Below are 15,862 nucleotides of genomic sequence, written 5' to 3'. Positions count from 1 at the left end.
GTTTTACGGATTTGGAAAAAAAGCGGCGGCCATGAAGGCCGCCGTCGAGTGTGCGAACGTTCGTGCTGGCGCAGGCCCGCACGAACGTGATGCGTCAGAAGCGCTGCTGGATACCCACCGTCGCGCCGACCTGGTTGCCCGCGTAGCCCACCAGGTCGCGCGAGACGCTGGTGTTCTGCCCGTGTTTCGCGATCGCGAAGCCGCCCGATGCGTACAGCACCGTGCGCTTCGACAGCGCGTAGTTGGCGCGCAGCGAAACCAGCGTGGGGTCGGCGTCGGTGCCGCCCTTGATGTCCTGGTGATAGACCGCGCCGATCAGCGAGAAGGTCGGCGTGAACTGATACGCACCGCCGATCCAGTAGGTGTCGCTCAATTGCGTGGCGCCTGCGGCGTGCACGGTGCGGCGATAGTTGCGGTAGCCGGCCATGGTCTTGAGCTTGCCGAAGTCGTAGCTGAGGCCCGCGTGGATCTGCTGTGCGTAGTTGACCGGATCGGCCGGGCTCACGCTGTCGTTCGCGCCGTTCTGGCGGTCGAACGTGACCACCGCCGCGAACGGGCCGTGCTCGTAGCCGCCGGCCACGCCGTATTTCGAGCTGGATTTCACGCTGCCCGGCGTGTTGCCGAGGCCCACCATCGCGCCGAAGCGGAAGTCGCCCAGTTCGCCGTCGTAGCGCACCGCGTTCGAGGCGCGTGTGAACAGACCGTCCTTGCGGTTGCCGGTGGCGGTCGAGCTGGTGGCCCACGAATAGTTCTGCGCATAACCCATCGGGTCGAACGGCAGCAGATAGTCGTAGGTCACGGTGAAGTTGCGGCCGAGCGTCAGCTCGCCCCACTTGCCCTTCAGGCCCACCGTGGCGCGGCGCGCGAAGATGCCGTCGGGGCCGTCGTCGAAGCTGCCGTTGGCGATGTCGATGCCGCTTTCGAGCCGGAACACGGCCTGCAGCCCGCCGCCGAGATCCTCGCTGCCGCGCAGGCCCCAGCGCGAGGTGTTCTTCGTGCCCGAACGCAGCTTGAACGCGTCGCCGCCTTGCGGCCCGGCGTGGCTGGTGTATTCGAGGCCCGCGTCCATGATGCCGTAGAGCGTGACGGACGAAACAGCCTGCGCGACGGGGGCCAGCACAGCCAACGTGGCGGCGAGCGAGGCGGCCAGCGCCGGGCGCGTCAGGGCGGGGCGGTGAATCGGTTTCATGACGGCGTGTCTCCAGTGTTGTGGTGTTGTGGGTTTGATAAGGACTGCGATTAAATCGGAGCGCTCGCCGCTGCCGGGTGTGCAGCAGTGGCGGGCGCGAAGGTGCGGGAGAAGGGCGACTGGGCGGCTGCCGTGATCGAATCGATCAACGGTGACCGACCGCAATCGATTGCCATCGACTGCGACCAACCGCAGCAGGCTGCGATCGACCATGACCGGCAGCGCCCGGCAGCGCCCGGCAGCAACCAACCGCAACCAACCGCAACCAGCGCAATCCGCCCTGACTCAGCCCGCCGCTGAAAATGCCCAGCAATCGTTGGCCGGGAATTCCAGCCAGTGCGGGCCGGCCGCGCGCGGCACCTGGCCGAACGCGCGCAGGCGCAGCTCGCCGCAATGGAACAGGTATTCCCAGCGGTCGCCCAGGTACATCGACGTCACCAGTTCCGCACGCAGCCGGTTCGCGCCGGGCGCGTCGGCCACCTGCACGCGTTCGAGGCGGATCACCGCCTGCGCCTGCTGGCCCGGCGCGAGCGTGTCGCGCGCGAGCGCCTGCAGTTGCCAGCCGTCGCCGGCCAGGGTGACGGTGTCGCCGGCCACCGCATCGACGCGCGCCTCGATGCGGTTGTTGCTGCCCATGAATTCGGCGGTGTAGAGCGAGCGCGGCGCGCCGTACAGCTCGGCCGGCGTGCCTTCCTGCTCGATGCGGCCGTTGCGCAGCAGCAGGATGCGGTCCGACATCGCCATCGCCTCGGCCTGATCGTGCGTGACGCACAGCGCCGACAGCCCGAGCGAGACGATCAGCTCGCGCAGCCAGGCGCGCGCCTCTTCGCGCAGTTTCGCGTCGAGGTTCGAGAGCGGCTCGTCGAGCAGGATCACGGGCGGGTTGTAGACCAGCGCACGGGCGATCGCGACGCGCTGCTGCTGACCACCCGACAACTGATGCGGATAGCGCGCGGCGAGATGGCCGAGGCCGAGCTGATCGAGCGCGGCCTGCACGCGTTGCCTGATCTCCGCGCCCGCCACGCGGCGCAGCTTCAGCCCGTAGCCGACGTTGTCCGCCACCGTGCGGTGCGGCCACAGCGCGTAGGACTGGAACACCAGCCCGAGCGAGCGCTCCTCCACCGGCAGGTTGACGCCGCGCGCGCCGTCGAAGAAGGTGCGCGCATCGAGCGCGATGCGGCCGTCGTGCGGCTGTTCGAGGCCGGCCACCGCGCGCAGCAGCGTGGTCTTGCCGCTGCCCGACGCGCCGAGCAGGCACACCACCTCGCCGGCCTTCAGTTCGAACGACACGCCCTTGAGAATCGGATTGGCGCCGTAGCTGAGAAACAGGTTGTCGACGCTGAGCTTATCCATGAAGTTTGACTCCGAAACGCAGGGCCACGCCGAGACCGGCGCCGACCATGGCGATGTTGATGACGGACAGGGCGGCCACCTGATCGACCGCGCCCGTGGCCCACAGCGAGACGAGCAGCGCGCCGATCACTTCGGTGCCGGGCGACAGCAGATAGACGGCCGTGGAATATTCGCGCTCGAAGATCATGAAGATCAGCAGCCACGCGGCCAGCAGGCCGAAGCGCACCAGCGGCAGCGTCACGTCGAGCGAGACGCGCGCGCGGCTCGCGCCCACGCTGCGGCCGGCCTCCTCCAGTTCGGGGCCGACCTGCATCAGCGCGCTCTGGATCAGCCGCATGCCGTACGCGAGCCACACCACCGTGTAGGCGATCCAGATGCTCCACATCGAGTTCTTCAGCTCGCGCAGCCCCGGCACGAACAGGAAGATCCACAGGAACGCGAGGCCGGCCAGCAGCCCCGGCACGGCGCGCGGCAGCAGCACCAGGTAGTCGAGCAGGCGCGTGGCCCAGTCGTTGCGTCGGTGGCCGGCGAACGCGACCAGCGTGTAGAAGCCCACCGCCAGCGCACCGCCGATCACGCCGATGCCGAGCGTGTTGAGGATCGCGCGCACCAGGTTGTCCTGATCGAACAGCTCGACGAAGTTGCCGAGCGTCAGCACCTCGGCCAGCGCCACGCCCTCGCCCCAGTTCGTCACGAACGCGCGCAGCACGATGCCCGAGATCGGCACCACCACCGTCAGCGCGAGCCACAGCATCACGATCGCGAGCGCGAGCCAGCGCCAGCCGCCGAGCGGCAGCACCGTCGAGCGGCCGGCCTTGCCCTTCACCGTGACGAAGCGGTTCGCGCTTTTCAGCAGCCGGCGTTGCAGCAGCACGAGCGGGAAGGTGATCGCGACGATGCAGATTGCCACCGCCGCCATCAGGTGATACGACGGCACGCCGAGCTTGTTGGTCAGCTTGTAGAGGTAGGTGGCCAGCACCAGGTGCCCTTCCGGATCGCCGAGCACGAGCGGCAGGCCAAACACCTCGAAGCCGAGGAAGAACACCAGCACGCCCGCGAATAGCAGCGCCGGCAGCGTCATCGGCAGGCTCACGTCGAGCGCCACGCGGAACGGCCGCGCGCCCGCTACGCGGGCCGCTTCCTCGACGTCCGAGCCGAGGTTGCGCAGCGCCGCCGACGCGTACAGATACACGTGCGGCACGTGCGTGAGGCCCACGATCAGCGTGATGGCCGCGATCGAATAGATGTGCCACGGCACCGTGTCGAAGCCGGTCAGTTGCTTGAACCACACCGAGTAGAAGCCCACCGGGCCGGCCGCCACCACGTAGCCGAACGCCAGCACCATCGGCGAGACGAACACCGGCGTGAGCAGCAGCGGTTCGAGCCAGCGGCGGCCGGGCAGATCGGTGCGCACCATCAGGAACGCGAGGATGCCGCCGAGCGGGATCGAGATGAACAGCATGCCGCCCGCGATCACGAACGAATTGCGGGTGGCCGACCAGAAATCAGGATCACTGAAGATGAAGCGGAAGCCGTCGATGCCGAGCGTGCGGTTCGCATCGAAGAACGGCGCCGACAGCAGGCTCTGGAACAGGATGAAGCCGAGCGGCAGCGCCACCGCCACGGTCAGCACCGCGACGACGATCCAGCGCAGCACGCCGGCCAGCGGCTTCAGGCCGCCCCCGTGCGGGGCGGGCGTGCCCGTGCCGGGGCGCGGGGGCGGCGCGGCCTTCGCGGCGCCGGGAGGACTGGTGGTGAGCATGAGTTCGCCCCTGCGGCCGCGCGGGCCGCATCGAGAGTGGGAAGGGGAGCGTGCGCGCGAACGCGCACCGGGCAGGGCGGCCGGGCCGCTGCGTCAGGCCCGACGCGGCTTGAGCGCTTGAATCAGCGCTTGATCGCGGCCTGCCATTGCTTGAGAAACGCGAGGCGCTTGGCCTGGTCGAGATAGACCAGCAGGCCCGCGCCGATCTGGATCGGCTTGAGCGAGGCGCCGAGCGTCTGGGTCAGCGCCGTCATCGAGGTTTCGCCGGTCACGTCGGAGCGGATCGAATACAGGTTGGCCTGGTTCGCGATCAGCGTCTGGCCGCGCTGCGAGAGCAGGTAATCCACCCACAGCCGCGCCGCGTTCGGGTTCTTCGCCTGCTTCGAGATGGTGGCGAGCCGGCTCACGACCTGCGTGTAGTCGCGCGGAAGCACATAGCCGATCGATTTGTCCTTCTTCGCCTTTGCGTAGGCATACGAACCGATGATGTTGTAGCCGATCAGGTTCTCGCCCGACGAGATCCGCTCCATCATCGCGCCGGTGCTCGATTGCAGCTTCGGCCCGGTCGCGCCGATCGCGCGCACCAGGTCCCAGGTGACGGTTTCGTTGACGTGTGCGTCCTGCGTCAGGTAGTTGAAGCCCACGCCCGATTTCTCGATGTCGTAGGTCGTGACCTTGCCCTTGAAGCGCTCGGGCTGCGATTGCAGCAGCTTGATCAGTTCGGCGCGCGTCTTCGGCACTTCGTTCTCGGCGATCAGGCGCTTGTTGTAGACGATCGCGAGCGGCTCGAACGTGGTGCCGTAGGCCTGGCGCTGGTAGTGCGCCCAGGCGGGGATGTTGGCCGCTTCCGGCGAATCGTAGGCGGCCATCAGGCCGTCGTTGACGAGCTTGACCTGGAGATCCATGGCCGAGCTCCACAGCACGTCGGCGCTGGTGCTCTTCGCCGCGTTCTCGCTGATGTAGCGGTTGTACAGCTCGGTGCTGTTCATGTCGTTGTATTCGACCTTGACGCCGTACAGGCTTTCGAAATCCTTGATCAGCGGGCGCACCAGGCTGGTGTCGGTGGTCGAGTAGACGATCAGCTTGCCTTCCTGTCTGGCCGCGTCGATCACGCCCTGGTAGTTACCCGGATAACCGGCCGGCGCTTGCGCGGCGGCGTTGCTCGCGGCGAGCGCCGACGCCAGGGCGAGCGCGGTGAAAGCGGTGAGCGCGGCCGTGACGCCGGACTTTGCATGCAGCATGTCTTCCTCCAGATGCCCGCCGACGGGCGGGACGATGTTTGTTTGTGTGGAGCGGATCGTAAGCGTCAGGTACTTTCAGTCTGCTTTCGTTTCGGGCCACAATAGCGTCCGTTTCGTCATGGATTTCCCGAGGTCGTCATGCGCGTGCTGCTGGTCGAAGACAATCCCTCCCTCGCGCAGTCGCTGTCCGACGCGCTGTCGGCCGCGCGCTACACGGTCGATCGGATGGCAGACGGCGAGGCCGCCGACCACGTGCTGCGCACCCAGGATTACGCGCTCGTGATCCTCGATCTCGGGCTGCCGAAGCTCGACGGGCTGGAGGTGCTGCGGCGCATGCGGGCGCGGCGCAATGCGGCGCCGGTGCTGATCCTGACCGCGCACGGCTCGGTCGAGGATCGCGTGCGCGGGCTGAACCTCGGCGCCGACGACTACCTCGCCAAGCCGTTCGATCTCACCGAGCTGGAAGCGCGGGTGCGGGCGCTGATCCGGCGCAGCGCCGGCCACGAGCAGGCGCGCATCGCATGCGGGCCGCTCGAATTCGATGGCGTCGGCGGCGGCTTCCGGCTGGCCGGCGAACCGCTCGCGCTGACGCCGCGCGAGCGCGCCGTGCTGGAGGTGCTGATTCTGCGCAACGGCCGCGCGATCAACAAGGAAGCGCTGTCCGAGAAGATCTTCGGCATCGACGAATCGGTGAACGCCGATGCGATCGAGATCTACGTGTACCGGCTGCGCAGGAAGCTCGAAGGGCGCGGGGTGGCGATCGTCACGCTGCGCGGGCTCGGCTATCTGCTCGAAGCGAAGGATGACGAAGCCAGCCCGGGCGCGGGCGGCGCATCGTGAGGCGCCTGAACCTGCGCATGCAGGTGGCGCTGTGGCTGCTCGCGCCGTTGCTCGGCCTGCTGGTGCTCGATTCCTGGCTGACCTACCAGCGCGCGATGAGCGCGGCGCATATCGCGTTCGACCGCACGCTGGCCTCGTCGCTGAAATCGATTCGCGAAGGCGTGCGGCTCGATCAGGGCGACGTGATCGTCGACCTGCCCTACCTGGCGCTGGAGATGTTCGAATCGAACGACGGCGGCAAGATCTACTACCAGATCCGCGAGGATGGCGGGCGCACCGTGACCGGCTATGCCGACCTGCCGCAGCCGCCGCTTTCGGCCGAGCCGTTTCGCGCGACGTTCTACGATGCGGTGTATCGCGGCGAGCAGTTGCGGATGGCCGCGCTGCGCCTGCCGGTGCACGACGTGCCCACCGCGCAGACGCGCATGGTGCTGGTGATGGTGGGCGAGACGATCGAGGCGCGGCAGGCGCTGGCGCGCGAGATCCTGACCGGCTCGCTGAAGCAGGAAGCGCTGCTGATCGTGCTCGCGCTCGGCATCGTGTGGTTCGGCGTGTCGCGCGGGTTGCGGCCGCTGTCGCGGCTGTCGGCCACGGTGGCCGCGCGCGCCGACGACGACCCGTCGCCGCTGCCGGCCGACGGCATGCCGGCCGAAATCGCGCCGCTCGTCGAATCGATCAACCAGTACATCGCGCGCACCCAGCGCATGCAGGGGGCGCGGCGGCGGTTCTTCACCGATGCCGCGCATCAATTGAAGACGCCGCTCGCGGCCGTGCAGGCCGGTGTCGAACTCGCGCAGCGGCCCGCCGAAGCGGCGCGTGCCGCCGATCATCTGCGGCGCGCGAACGGCGCGGTGCGGCAGGCGGCGAAGATCGTCCAGCAGTTGCTGTCGCTGTCGCGGCTCGAATCGGACGGGGCCGCTGCCATCGAGCGGCGGCGCGTGCCCTTGCACCGGCTCGCGCGCAGCGCCACGCTCGACTGGTCGCCGGTGGCGCGTGCGCGTGGCATCGACCTGGGCTTCGAGCACGAGGCCGACGTCGACGTGATCGCGCGCGCGGACCTGCTGACCGACCTGATCGGCAACCTGGTCGACAACGCGATCCGCTATGCGGGCGACGGCGCGGTGGTGACGGTGCGGGTGGGGCGCGATGCGGAGGGTGGGCACGGCGCGCGGCTTGCCGTGATCGACGACGGGCCGGGCATCGCCGCGCACGAGCGCGACGCGGTGTTCGAGCGCTTCTATCGCAGCTCGGCCACCGAATCGGTGGAAGGCTCGGGTTTGGGGCTGTCGATCGTGCGCGAGATCGTGCGCGTGCACGATGGCGCGATCGAGTTGGGCGATACGCCGGGCGGTGGCCTGACCGTGACGGTCAGGCTGCCCGGCGCGCCGGAGGACACGGAGGCCGCGCGCGGCTGAATGTTGCCGAACGCGCGGCGTGCGTCAGGCGTCGAAGCCGATTTCCGCATCGAGCGTCTGACCCACTTCGAGCACGCCCATGCCCGCGCCGGCCAGCACCGCGTGCTTGCCGAACGTCAGTTCGCCGTCGAATTGCGCGCTGCCTCGGTAGGTGCTCATGGTGTCGAGCGGTTCGTACGGATGGGCCGGGTTCGGGCCGCCGAGCTGTTGATCGATGGCCGGAATCGGGCAGCGCGTGCACAGCTTCACGAGCCGCAGCCGGATCGTGCCGGCCTCTGACTCGATGTCGAGATGCTCGACGTAGTCTTCCTCGTAAGCCTCCAGCCCCGAGATCACGAGGTTCGGACGGAAACGATCCATGCCGACCGACGGCACGCCGCGCTGGCCGAGCCGCGCGTTGAGGTCGTCGAGCGAAGACTGGCCGACCACCATCACCGGGAAGCCGTCGGCGAACTGCGTGTGCGTGACGATCTCGCCGGTCCACTGGCGGGTGACCTCGCGGCGCACGTCGGGCGAGAAGCGCACGAGCCGCGCCGGCACGCCCAGATACGCGCCGAACCATTGCGCCGTGGCCTCGCCCGTATCGAGCGCCTGCACGGTGTTGCGCCAGATCGTGACGGCCAGCGTGGGCGCGCCATCGAGCGCGTGCGTGTCGAGCGGCGTGTGCAGCGTCGGCATGCCGGGCGCGTCGATCGCGAGCGTATCCTCGCCGATCGTCACGCGCACCAGCGCCAGTTTGGCGTGCTCGCGCTGCGTGATCATCGCGCCCGACGGCTCGACCACCATCCAGCCGCGATCGTGTTCGAGGCCGCTTTCGAGCAGGCGGGCGCGCGTGAGCGAGATGCCCGCGCAGGATTTGATCGGATAGATGAACAGTTCGCTGAGGGTCGGCATGGCGGTGGCGCGCGGCGCGCAGGGCGGATCGTAAAGCGGGATTTTGCCAGATCGCCCGCGCCGTGCCTTGCCTTGCCGCGTGCGGTGCTCAGGCCGCGCCGAGCGGGAAGCTGCGGTCGAACGTGGGCGTGACGTCCAACGGCTGCCGCAGCAGGCCGACCTTGCGATAGAAATCGGCGGTGGCCTGCTGCTCGGCGATCAGCGGCGCTTCGATCGGCAGCCACTGCGTCTTGCGGCGCTCGAACTGGAGCCTTGCCGCCGCCTCCGAAATGCCGATGATGCGTGCGAGCGTGGCCGAGAACGCGTCGGCGTGCTGGTACGACCACACCTGCGCGCGCGCCACGCGCTGCACGAAGTCGTGCAGTACCGGGCGCTTCGCGGCGATCGCCGCATCGGTCGCGGCCACGTAGCTGAGGCCCGACGACAGCCCGCGCCCATTGACCAGCACGCGCGCGCGATGACTGGTTTCGGCCAGCGCCGTGTACGGTTCCCACGTTGCCCAGGCGTCGATCGAGCCGGTGCTCAACGCCAGCATCGTGTCGGCCGGCTGCAGGAAGCGGAAATCGACGGCCGTGGGCGGCAGGCCGGCCGCATCGAGCGCCTTCAGCGCCACGTAATGGCCGATCGAGCCGCGCGTGGTGCCGATCCGCTTGCCCTTCAGATCGGCGGCCGTGTGCAGCGTCGAGTCCGGCGCGACCATCACGGCGGTTCCGTAGGGGTCCGAACGGTTGGCCGCGATCGCCTTCACGCGTGCGCCGCCCGACAGCGCGAAGATCAACGGCGCGTCGCCGATCGGGCCGAGGTCGACGGCGCCGGCATTCAGCGCCTCGCCGAGCGGCGCGGCGGCCGGGAATTCGGTCCACTCGATGTCGTAGGGCAGGCCGTTCAGCGCGCCGGCCGCTTCTAGCAGCGCGCGCAGGCCGCCCTTCTGGTCGCCGGCCTTCAGCGTGACGCGCGGGCCGCCTTGCGCGAAGGCCAGCGTGCCGAACGCGGGCAGGGCGGCCAGCCCGGCGGCTGCGCCGGTGGATTGCAGGAAGCGTCGTCGGCTGCGCGAGTGGGCCTGGGTCATGGGTTGGAGTCCTTGTCGATGAATGGAATAGGGGAAAACGGGGAAAGTGGCCATGACGCCACTTCAGAAGGTTGCGCTGACGGCGGCGCTCTCCCAACACAACGGAAAACGTCAGCAGCGCCTTCAAGACGCGGAATTGCCGCAAGGTGACGACAGAAAGAAGAGTTAATCGGTGAATCGCGATGCAAGGGCGGACCATCGATATAAGGTAATGAAGATCGAGAAAACGGATTCATTGTTTCAGGTCATGGCGTCGCGCTGCGTTTTTCGTTCATTGTCTCGAAGCTCTGCTTATCAACAGTTCGCTCAATCCATTGAAGAAGAAAACCGGTATGCCAATTCCAGCGCATATGTGGCTCAAAGACGATGGCGGCGCAGTCATAAAGGGATCATCGATCGTCCAGGGTCGAGAGGGAAGTGCGGTAGATCACGGCGAATGGTTCGCGCTGTATAGGGATGACGGTCTCATCGATGATTTCACCTGGATCAACGGCGTACAGCGCGGCCAATTCCGGTTGCATCCGGCAGGGGGCCGAGGTATTTCGCTTGGCTGCATCACCCTGCCGAGCCGTGTCGACTTCCAGAGAATTCGTACCGCCCTGCGGCATACCGTGCAAATTCCCGCGCGAACTTCGGGGCTTCGTGCCTATGGAACGATCGAGGTCATCACGTATGGCAACACTTGTCCGTAGGCTGTTCAAGGTGGCATTGTTTGTCGGCCTGTTCTGGCTTTCCGTGCCCTACGTTCACACCTACCCCATACCCATGCCGGAAAGCCAGGCGCTCGCCTGGTTGCACATCGCGAATCGGGTTGGCATTCGCGATCCGGACGATTTGTATATCCCGTTCGTACTGCTGGCCAATCTGATCGTGGCGACGCTTGCCTACGTGACGATCATGAAGCTGTGGCGCTACGTTCGGCGTTAGCTTGGGCATTGGCAGGCGTAATTCAATCAATGCGGATAGCCACCCTGAATGTTCGACACGGGTTCCGCATCGATGCGCGCGAGCAGCGTGTCGATACCGCCCGGTGCATTGGCCGGGTTGCCCGATGCCCCATTGCGTGCCGCCGCCGCGCGTTCGCGATCGGCCTCGACGCCGCACATCAGGTTCGCGTCGGACCAGCGCGCGCCGGGCGCGGCCGCCGCGCGCAGCCAGCCGTCGCGATCGGCGATCAGCTCCGCACCCGCGAACGCGGCGGCGGGCCGGTCGGCGATGGTCGAGAAGATCGTCCACGCGCCGGGCGTGACCGCCGTGCAGGTGGCGCGCGGGCCGTCGGCCGGAACCTGCGCGGGCGGGCGGCTGTCGCGCGTGAGCAGCAGCGTTTGCCAGCGGGCATCCTCGAACGGCGGCACGGCGCCGGCATCGAGCGCGACGATCCGCACGCGCTGGCCGCTGCGCCAATGCGAGAGCGCTTGCGTGGCGCCGTCGGCGCATCGCACATCGAGCGCGGGGATCGGCAGCGGCACCGGCCAGCCCGCGCCGCTTTCGCTGCCGCCGGCGGCGGACAGCACGCGCAGGTAATCGAGCGCAGCCCAGATGTCGCGATCGTCGAGCCGGCCCGCGAACGCCGGCATGGTGGTGTGGCCGTCGCGGTCGCGCATGCCGGCCGCGACGTGCCAGAACAGTTCGCCGTCGAGCCGGCGCGCGAGCAACGGCCCGGCCACGGTGGGCGGCCACACCGGCAGCGCATCGGCTTGCGGGCCGTCGCCGCGCCCGCTCGCGCCGTGGCAGGCGATGCAGTGCTGCGCATAGACCTGCGCGCCGTGCAGCGTGGTGGCGACCGAGAATGCGGCCGGCGACGCCTGGAAACTGGTGGGCGCGGCCGGCGTGAGCCATAGCGCGGCGGGCGGCCACGGCGCGAACCACGCGGCGGCCAGCGCGCAGGCGGCCAGCGGCCAGCGCGCGCGGCGCCACAGCAGCGCGGCCAGCGCGAGCAGCAGGGCCAGCGTGCTCGCGATCAGCGCGAAGCCCACCTCGCGCGCGAGCCCGCGATCGATCGCCAGCGTTTCGGTGGCGACGCGCCGGCTCCACGGCCAGGCGGCCTGGCCGTGGCTGCGGCCGGCCAGGCCGAGCGCGTCGGCCAGCCCGCCGAGCGCGACCTGGCCGTCATGCAGCGCCGCCAGCAGCGGGTTCAGCCAGAGTTCGGGCGCGGCGCTCATCGCGATGCGCCCTCGCGGCTCCGTGCGCTACCAGCTCGCATCGAGGCCGAGGTGGGCAAGCGCGGTGCGGCGCAATTCCGCGAGGCGCGGATCGCCGCGATGGCGCGGGTAGGGCAGGTCCACCGCGAGTTCGGCCACGATGCTGGCCGGGCGCGGGCCGAACACCACCACGCGTTGCGCGAGAAACAGCGCTTCCTCCACGTCGTGCGTGACCAGCAGCGCGGAGAACCGCGCGCGCTGCCACAGCGCCACCAGTTCGCTCTGCATCGAGAGGCGCGTCAGCGAATCGAGCTTGCCGAGCGGCTCGTCGAGGATCAGCAGGCGCGGATCGTTGACCAGCGCGCGGGCCAGCGCGACGCGCTGCGCCATGCCGCCCGAAAGCTGATGCGGGAACGCATCGGCGAAATCGTCGAGGCCGACGCGCGCGAGCGCCTCGTCCACGCGATGCCGTTCGCGCTTCGGCACGCCGCGCGCATCGAGGCCGAGCGCGACGTTGGCGCGCACGCGCCGCCACGGGTACAGCGTCGGGTCCTGAAACACCACGATGCGCGACGGGTCCGGCCGATCGATCGCTTCGCCATCCTGATGGATGCTGCCTTGCGAGGCCGGCTCCAGCCCGGCCACCAGCCGCAGCAGCGTGGATTTCCCGCAGCCGCTCGGGCCGAGCAGCGCGACGAATTCGCCGGGCGCAACCGACAGCGAGACGTTGTCGAGCACCTGCAACGGGCCTTTCGGCGTGTCGAACCAATGGCTCGCGCGGCGGATATCGATGCGCGCGCCGGCAGCGGGCGCGGGCGATGGAGCAGCGGCGGCGGCACGCGGTGCGGCCGTGCCTGCGGTGGCGATCACCATTTGACGGTTCCTTTCTGCCAGGCCAGCGCGCGGTCGCGCAGCACGAACAGCAGCGTGATGAGGCCGGAGAACAGCAGCGCCATGACGATCAGCGCCGCATACATGTTGGTGTACGAGGCCCAGCCCTGCGCCCAGCTCAGATACCAGCCGAGGCCCGATTTCACGCCCATCATCTCGGCCACCACCAGCACCGTGAACGATGCGCCCAGGCCCATGAACAGGCCGACGAACACCTGCGGCAGCGCGGCCGGAATCGCCACGCGCAGCACCAGGAAGCGCGCGTTCGCGCCGAGCGTGCGGGCCACGTCGTAATAGGCCTTGCCGACACTCGCCACGCCCGACCACGTGAGCACCGCCACCGGAAAACCGGTAGCCAGCGCGATCAGGAACACGGCCGCCGACCAGCTCGACGGGAAGAAGTAGAACGCCAGCGGCAGCAGCGCGGTGGCCGGCAGCGGGCCGACCACGCGCAGCACCGGATGCACCCAGTAGCCGATCGCGCGCGACCAGCCCACCGCCACGCCCACCACGAAGCCCACCGTCGCGCCGGCCCCCACGCCCACGGCCAGCAGCTTCAGCGAATTGAGCACGCTGCCGCCGAGTCGCGGCCAATCTTCCAGGTAGACCTCGATCAGCGCCTGCGGCGGTGCGAAGAACGGCGTCGGCAGCCAGCCGGTCTTGGCCGTGGCGATTTCCCAGGCGGCCAGGCCCAGCGCGATCGCGGCGAGCCACGGGCCGGCCGGGCGCAGCCGCGCCAGCACCGCGCGGCCCGGCGCGACGAACGGGCCGCCCAGCGCGAGCAGTGCGATCAACACGGCGATCGCCCAGCCCGTCGTGCCGATCTCGTCGGTGTAGGCCCAGTCGGCGAAGCCCACGATGCGGTTCGGCCAGAGCCGGGCGATCGCACCGAAGCCGGCCCAGGCGAGCGCGGCAACGAGGCCCGCGCCCCAGATGCGCGAGGCGGGCGAAGCCGGTGCGGCGCACGCCGAGCAGGCGGCCGTGGCGGAAGGCGAAGGAGACGGCACGCGCTCCGCCGGGCGGCGGCGCGTGTCGAGGGCGGCGGAATCGGGCGTGGCCATGGCGTTACCCCAGCACGTTCGCGTACACCGCCTGCGCGAAGCGCTGCGGGTCGGTGGTCTTCTTGATCACGCCGATGCGGCGGAAATCGTCGGTATAGAACGCGATTTCCTGCTGCAGATCGACGTTGGTCGGATGGTGTTCATAGGTCAGCGTCGAATAGAGCTTGCGCAGGTCGTCCGGGCTGACCTTCGGCGTGTACTTCGCGAACAGCTTGGCCGATTCGTTCGGGTTCTCGCGCGTGTAGTCGGTGGCCTCGACGATCGAGCGCGCCAGCGCGGCGGCGGCCGGCCGGTCGTTGCGCACCAGCTCGCCGCGCGCGCCGATCACGCAGCAGACCTTGTGGCCGTATTCGTCCGAGAGGTTGCTCGCCAGTTGCGTGTACTTGCCCGGCTCGCGCTTTTCGAGCAGGTAGAGGTTCGGGTCGCCGTCGGCGATCGCGTGGATCTCGCCCTTGTCCACGGCCACGCTGAGCAGGTCGGCCGGATACTGACGCCAGCTCACGTCGCGCTCGGCGTCGATGCCGTGCTTGGCCAGCAGGATCGAGAAGAAGTTCTTGCCCGGCGAGGCCAGGTCGCTCACGCCGATGGTCTTGCCCTTGAGCGCCGCGAGCGAGGTCACGCCGGCGTGGTTCGCGCCGAGCATGCGCACGCAGCCGCCGTGCGAGCTGCCGATGATCTTCACGTCGAAGCCCGATTCGAGCGGCTTCAGCCAGCGGTGGATCATGCCCACCGCCGCGTCGGCCTTGCCGGTGGCGATCGATTCGAGCAACTGATCGGTCGAGCCGCTGTAGTTGACCAGTTCGACCGACAGGCCGTTCTTCTCGAAGATGCCGCGCTCCTGCGCGATGACGATCGGCGTCAGGCAGAACGCGCCCTGGTTCCAGGCGAACTTCAGTTTGCGCAGCGGCGGCGCGGACCACGCGGTGCGGCCGAGCGCGAGCGATGCGCCGGCCAGCGCGGCGGCCCCTGCGGTGCGCAGCGCGCGGCGGCGGTCCGGGCGGGCCGGTGCATGCGGCGCGGCGGGCGCGCCGTCCTGAACGGCGGCGGCCGGTTGCGAGTCGTGATCGAGCGAAGCGGACATATGACGGATTCCTTAACGTAGCGAGCGGTAGCGAAAGGAGCGCGTGTGACGGGCCGATACGTTGCCGGCCCGGTATGTGAATGTGATGCGAACGGCGTGAACGAGGCGCGCGGGCGGGGCCGCGCGCGAGCGTCAGTCGAGCAGTTCCGGTTCGGCTTCGACGAGGCCCGCATACAGGCTCTCGAACGATTGCAGCGCGCCGTCGGGCTTGCCGATCTGGCCGTGGGTGTGGCGCGCGGTGTCGGCGTCGATCGGCTTGGGCGTGCCGGCCGCCTCGGCCAGCAGCGCGGTGTGCGCGACGTTGTCGAGCGCGATGTACCACCAGGCGGCGGCCTCGACGGTCGGGCCGCCGGTCAGGATGCCGTGGTTCTTCAGGATCACGCCCTTGTGCACGCCGCCATCCGGCTTCACGAGCGCCTGCGCGATGCGGTCGCCCTCGCTGGTGTCGACCACCATGCCGGTGAAGTCGTCGAACAGCGCGTGATCCTCGTAGAACACGCAGGCGTCCTGCGTCAGCGGTTCGAGCGGGCGGCCGAGCGTGGACCACGCCTTGCCGTAGGTCGAATGCGTATGCGCGGCGGCCACCAGTTCGGGATGCGCCTCGTGGATCGCCGCATGGATCGCGAACGCCGCCTTGTTGAGCGGACGATCGCCGATCACGGTTTCGCCGCGGCCGTTGACGAGCAGCAGGTCGGACACCTTGATGCGCGAGAAATGCACGCCGAGCGGATTGACCCAGAAGTGGTCGTGCAGCTCGGGGTCGCGCGCGGTGATGTGCCCGGCCAGCCCCTGCGCGAAACCGAAGCGCGCGAACAGGCGGAATGCGCCGGCCAGCCGTTCCTGGCGATGACGGCGTTCGGCGGCCACGCCCACGCGCTGCGCGGGCGGATCGAACCAGAATTTCTGCTGCGGCTGCGATTTGAGC

The 15,862-nt window shown here is 69.0% G+C and carries 14 protein-coding genes and 1 pseudogene; 4 read left to right on the top strand and 11 right to left on the bottom strand.

The features are described from left to right. Window positions 1–94: 94 nt before the first annotated feature. From ACYP33_RS11695 to ACYP33_RS11680, 4 genes are all read right to left on the bottom strand, one after another. Window positions 95–1,189, bottom strand: a complete 1,095-nt coding sequence (locus ACYP33_RS11695; protein ID WP_459621764.1) for a porin — start codon at window positions 1,187–1,189, stop codon at window positions 95–97. A 285-nt stretch (window positions 1,190–1,474) separates the two neighbouring features. Next, the gene (locus ACYP33_RS11690; RefSeq protein WP_459621762.1) at window positions 1,475–2,542 is read right to left on the bottom strand and encodes an ABC transporter ATP-binding protein; all 1,068 of its coding nucleotides are present in this window, start codon (window positions 2,540–2,542) and stop codon (window positions 1,475–1,477) included. After that, window positions 2,535–4,304 (bottom strand): ABC transporter permease, encoded by a 1,770-nt coding sequence (locus tag ACYP33_RS11685; protein ID WP_459621760.1) that lies wholly within the window; start codon window positions 4,302–4,304, stop codon window positions 2,535–2,537. The genes ACYP33_RS11690 and ACYP33_RS11685 overlap by 8 nt, the downstream gene beginning before the upstream one ends. A 122-nt stretch (window positions 4,305–4,426) precedes the next feature. Next, window positions 4,427–5,545: an ABC transporter substrate-binding protein gene (locus ACYP33_RS11680; protein ID WP_414446728.1), complete on the bottom strand. Its 1,119-nt coding sequence runs from the start codon at window positions 5,543–5,545 to the stop codon at window positions 4,427–4,429. Window positions 5,546–5,683: 138 nt separating this feature from the next. Here ACYP33_RS11680 and ACYP33_RS11675 point away from each other — a divergent pair, with 138 nt between their 5' ends. Next, entirely contained in the window at window positions 5,684–6,385 is a 702-nt protein-coding gene (locus ACYP33_RS11675; RefSeq protein WP_414440023.1) for a response regulator, read from the top strand. Beyond that, entirely contained in the window at window positions 6,382–7,800 is a 1,419-nt protein-coding gene (locus tag ACYP33_RS11670) for a sensor histidine kinase N-terminal domain-containing protein (RefSeq protein ID WP_459621757.1), read from the top strand. Before ACYP33_RS11675 ends, ACYP33_RS11670 begins: the two co-directional genes overlap by 4 nt. Window positions 7,801–7,824: 24 nt before the next feature. Here ACYP33_RS11670 and ACYP33_RS11665 read toward each other — a convergent pair whose 3' ends face one another. Together ACYP33_RS11665 and ACYP33_RS11660 are read right to left on the bottom strand one after the other, a co-directional pair. Next, the gene (locus ACYP33_RS11665) at window positions 7,825–8,694 is read right to left on the bottom strand and encodes an MOSC domain-containing protein (protein WP_459621755.1); all 870 of its coding nucleotides are present in this window, start codon (window positions 8,692–8,694) and stop codon (window positions 7,825–7,827) included. Window positions 8,695–8,782: 88 nt separating this feature from the next. Continuing rightward, a complete protein-coding gene (locus tag ACYP33_RS11660; RefSeq protein ID WP_459621753.1) occupies window positions 8,783–9,763 on the bottom strand; it encodes an ABC transporter substrate-binding protein in 981 nt (326 codons plus the stop codon). A 335-nt stretch (window positions 9,764–10,098) separates the two neighbouring features. Here ACYP33_RS11660 and ACYP33_RS11655 point away from each other — a divergent pair. Together ACYP33_RS11655 and ACYP33_RS11650 are read left to right on the top strand one after the other, a co-directional pair. Continuing rightward, a pseudogene (locus ACYP33_RS11655) lies at window positions 10,099–10,455 on the top strand (tlde1 domain-containing protein); the annotation flags it as partial. Then, a complete protein-coding gene (locus ACYP33_RS11650) occupies window positions 10,436–10,690 on the top strand; it encodes a hypothetical protein (protein WP_459621751.1) in 255 nt (84 codons plus the stop codon). The pseudogene ACYP33_RS11655 and the gene ACYP33_RS11650, both read left to right, overlap by 20 nt. 26 nt (window positions 10,691–10,716) lie before the next feature. On the opposite strand, the gene ACYP33_RS11645 is transcribed toward ACYP33_RS11650, so the two are convergent. The 5 genes from ACYP33_RS11645 to ACYP33_RS11625 all read right to left on the bottom strand — a co-directional run. Next, window positions 10,717–11,925, bottom strand: coding sequence for a c-type cytochrome (locus ACYP33_RS11645; protein ID WP_459621749.1), 1,209 nt, complete (start codon window positions 11,923–11,925; stop codon window positions 10,717–10,719). Window positions 11,926–11,952: 27 nt separating this feature from the next. After that, window positions 11,953–12,777, bottom strand: coding sequence for an ABC transporter ATP-binding protein (locus tag ACYP33_RS11640; protein ID WP_459621746.1), 825 nt, complete (start codon window positions 12,775–12,777; stop codon window positions 11,953–11,955). Beyond that, window positions 12,771–13,856, bottom strand: a complete 1,086-nt coding sequence (locus ACYP33_RS11635; protein WP_459621744.1) for an ABC transporter permease — start codon at window positions 13,854–13,856, stop codon at window positions 12,771–12,773. The genes ACYP33_RS11640 and ACYP33_RS11635 overlap by 7 nt, the downstream gene beginning before the upstream one ends. Window positions 13,857–13,860: 4 nt before the next feature. After that, window positions 13,861–14,937 (bottom strand): ABC transporter substrate-binding protein, encoded by a 1,077-nt coding sequence (locus ACYP33_RS11630; RefSeq protein WP_414440016.1) that lies wholly within the window; start codon window positions 14,935–14,937, stop codon window positions 13,861–13,863. 132 nt (window positions 14,938–15,069) lie between these two features. Beyond that, window positions 15,070–15,862, bottom strand: a 793-nt coding sequence (locus ACYP33_RS11625) for a class II aldolase/adducin family protein (protein WP_459621742.1), incomplete at its 5' end; no start/stop codon positions are given.

The sequence above is a fragment of the Burkholderia sp. 3C genome, assembly GCF_054589155.1.
This window is presented reverse-complemented; position numbering and strand designations above follow the sequence as displayed.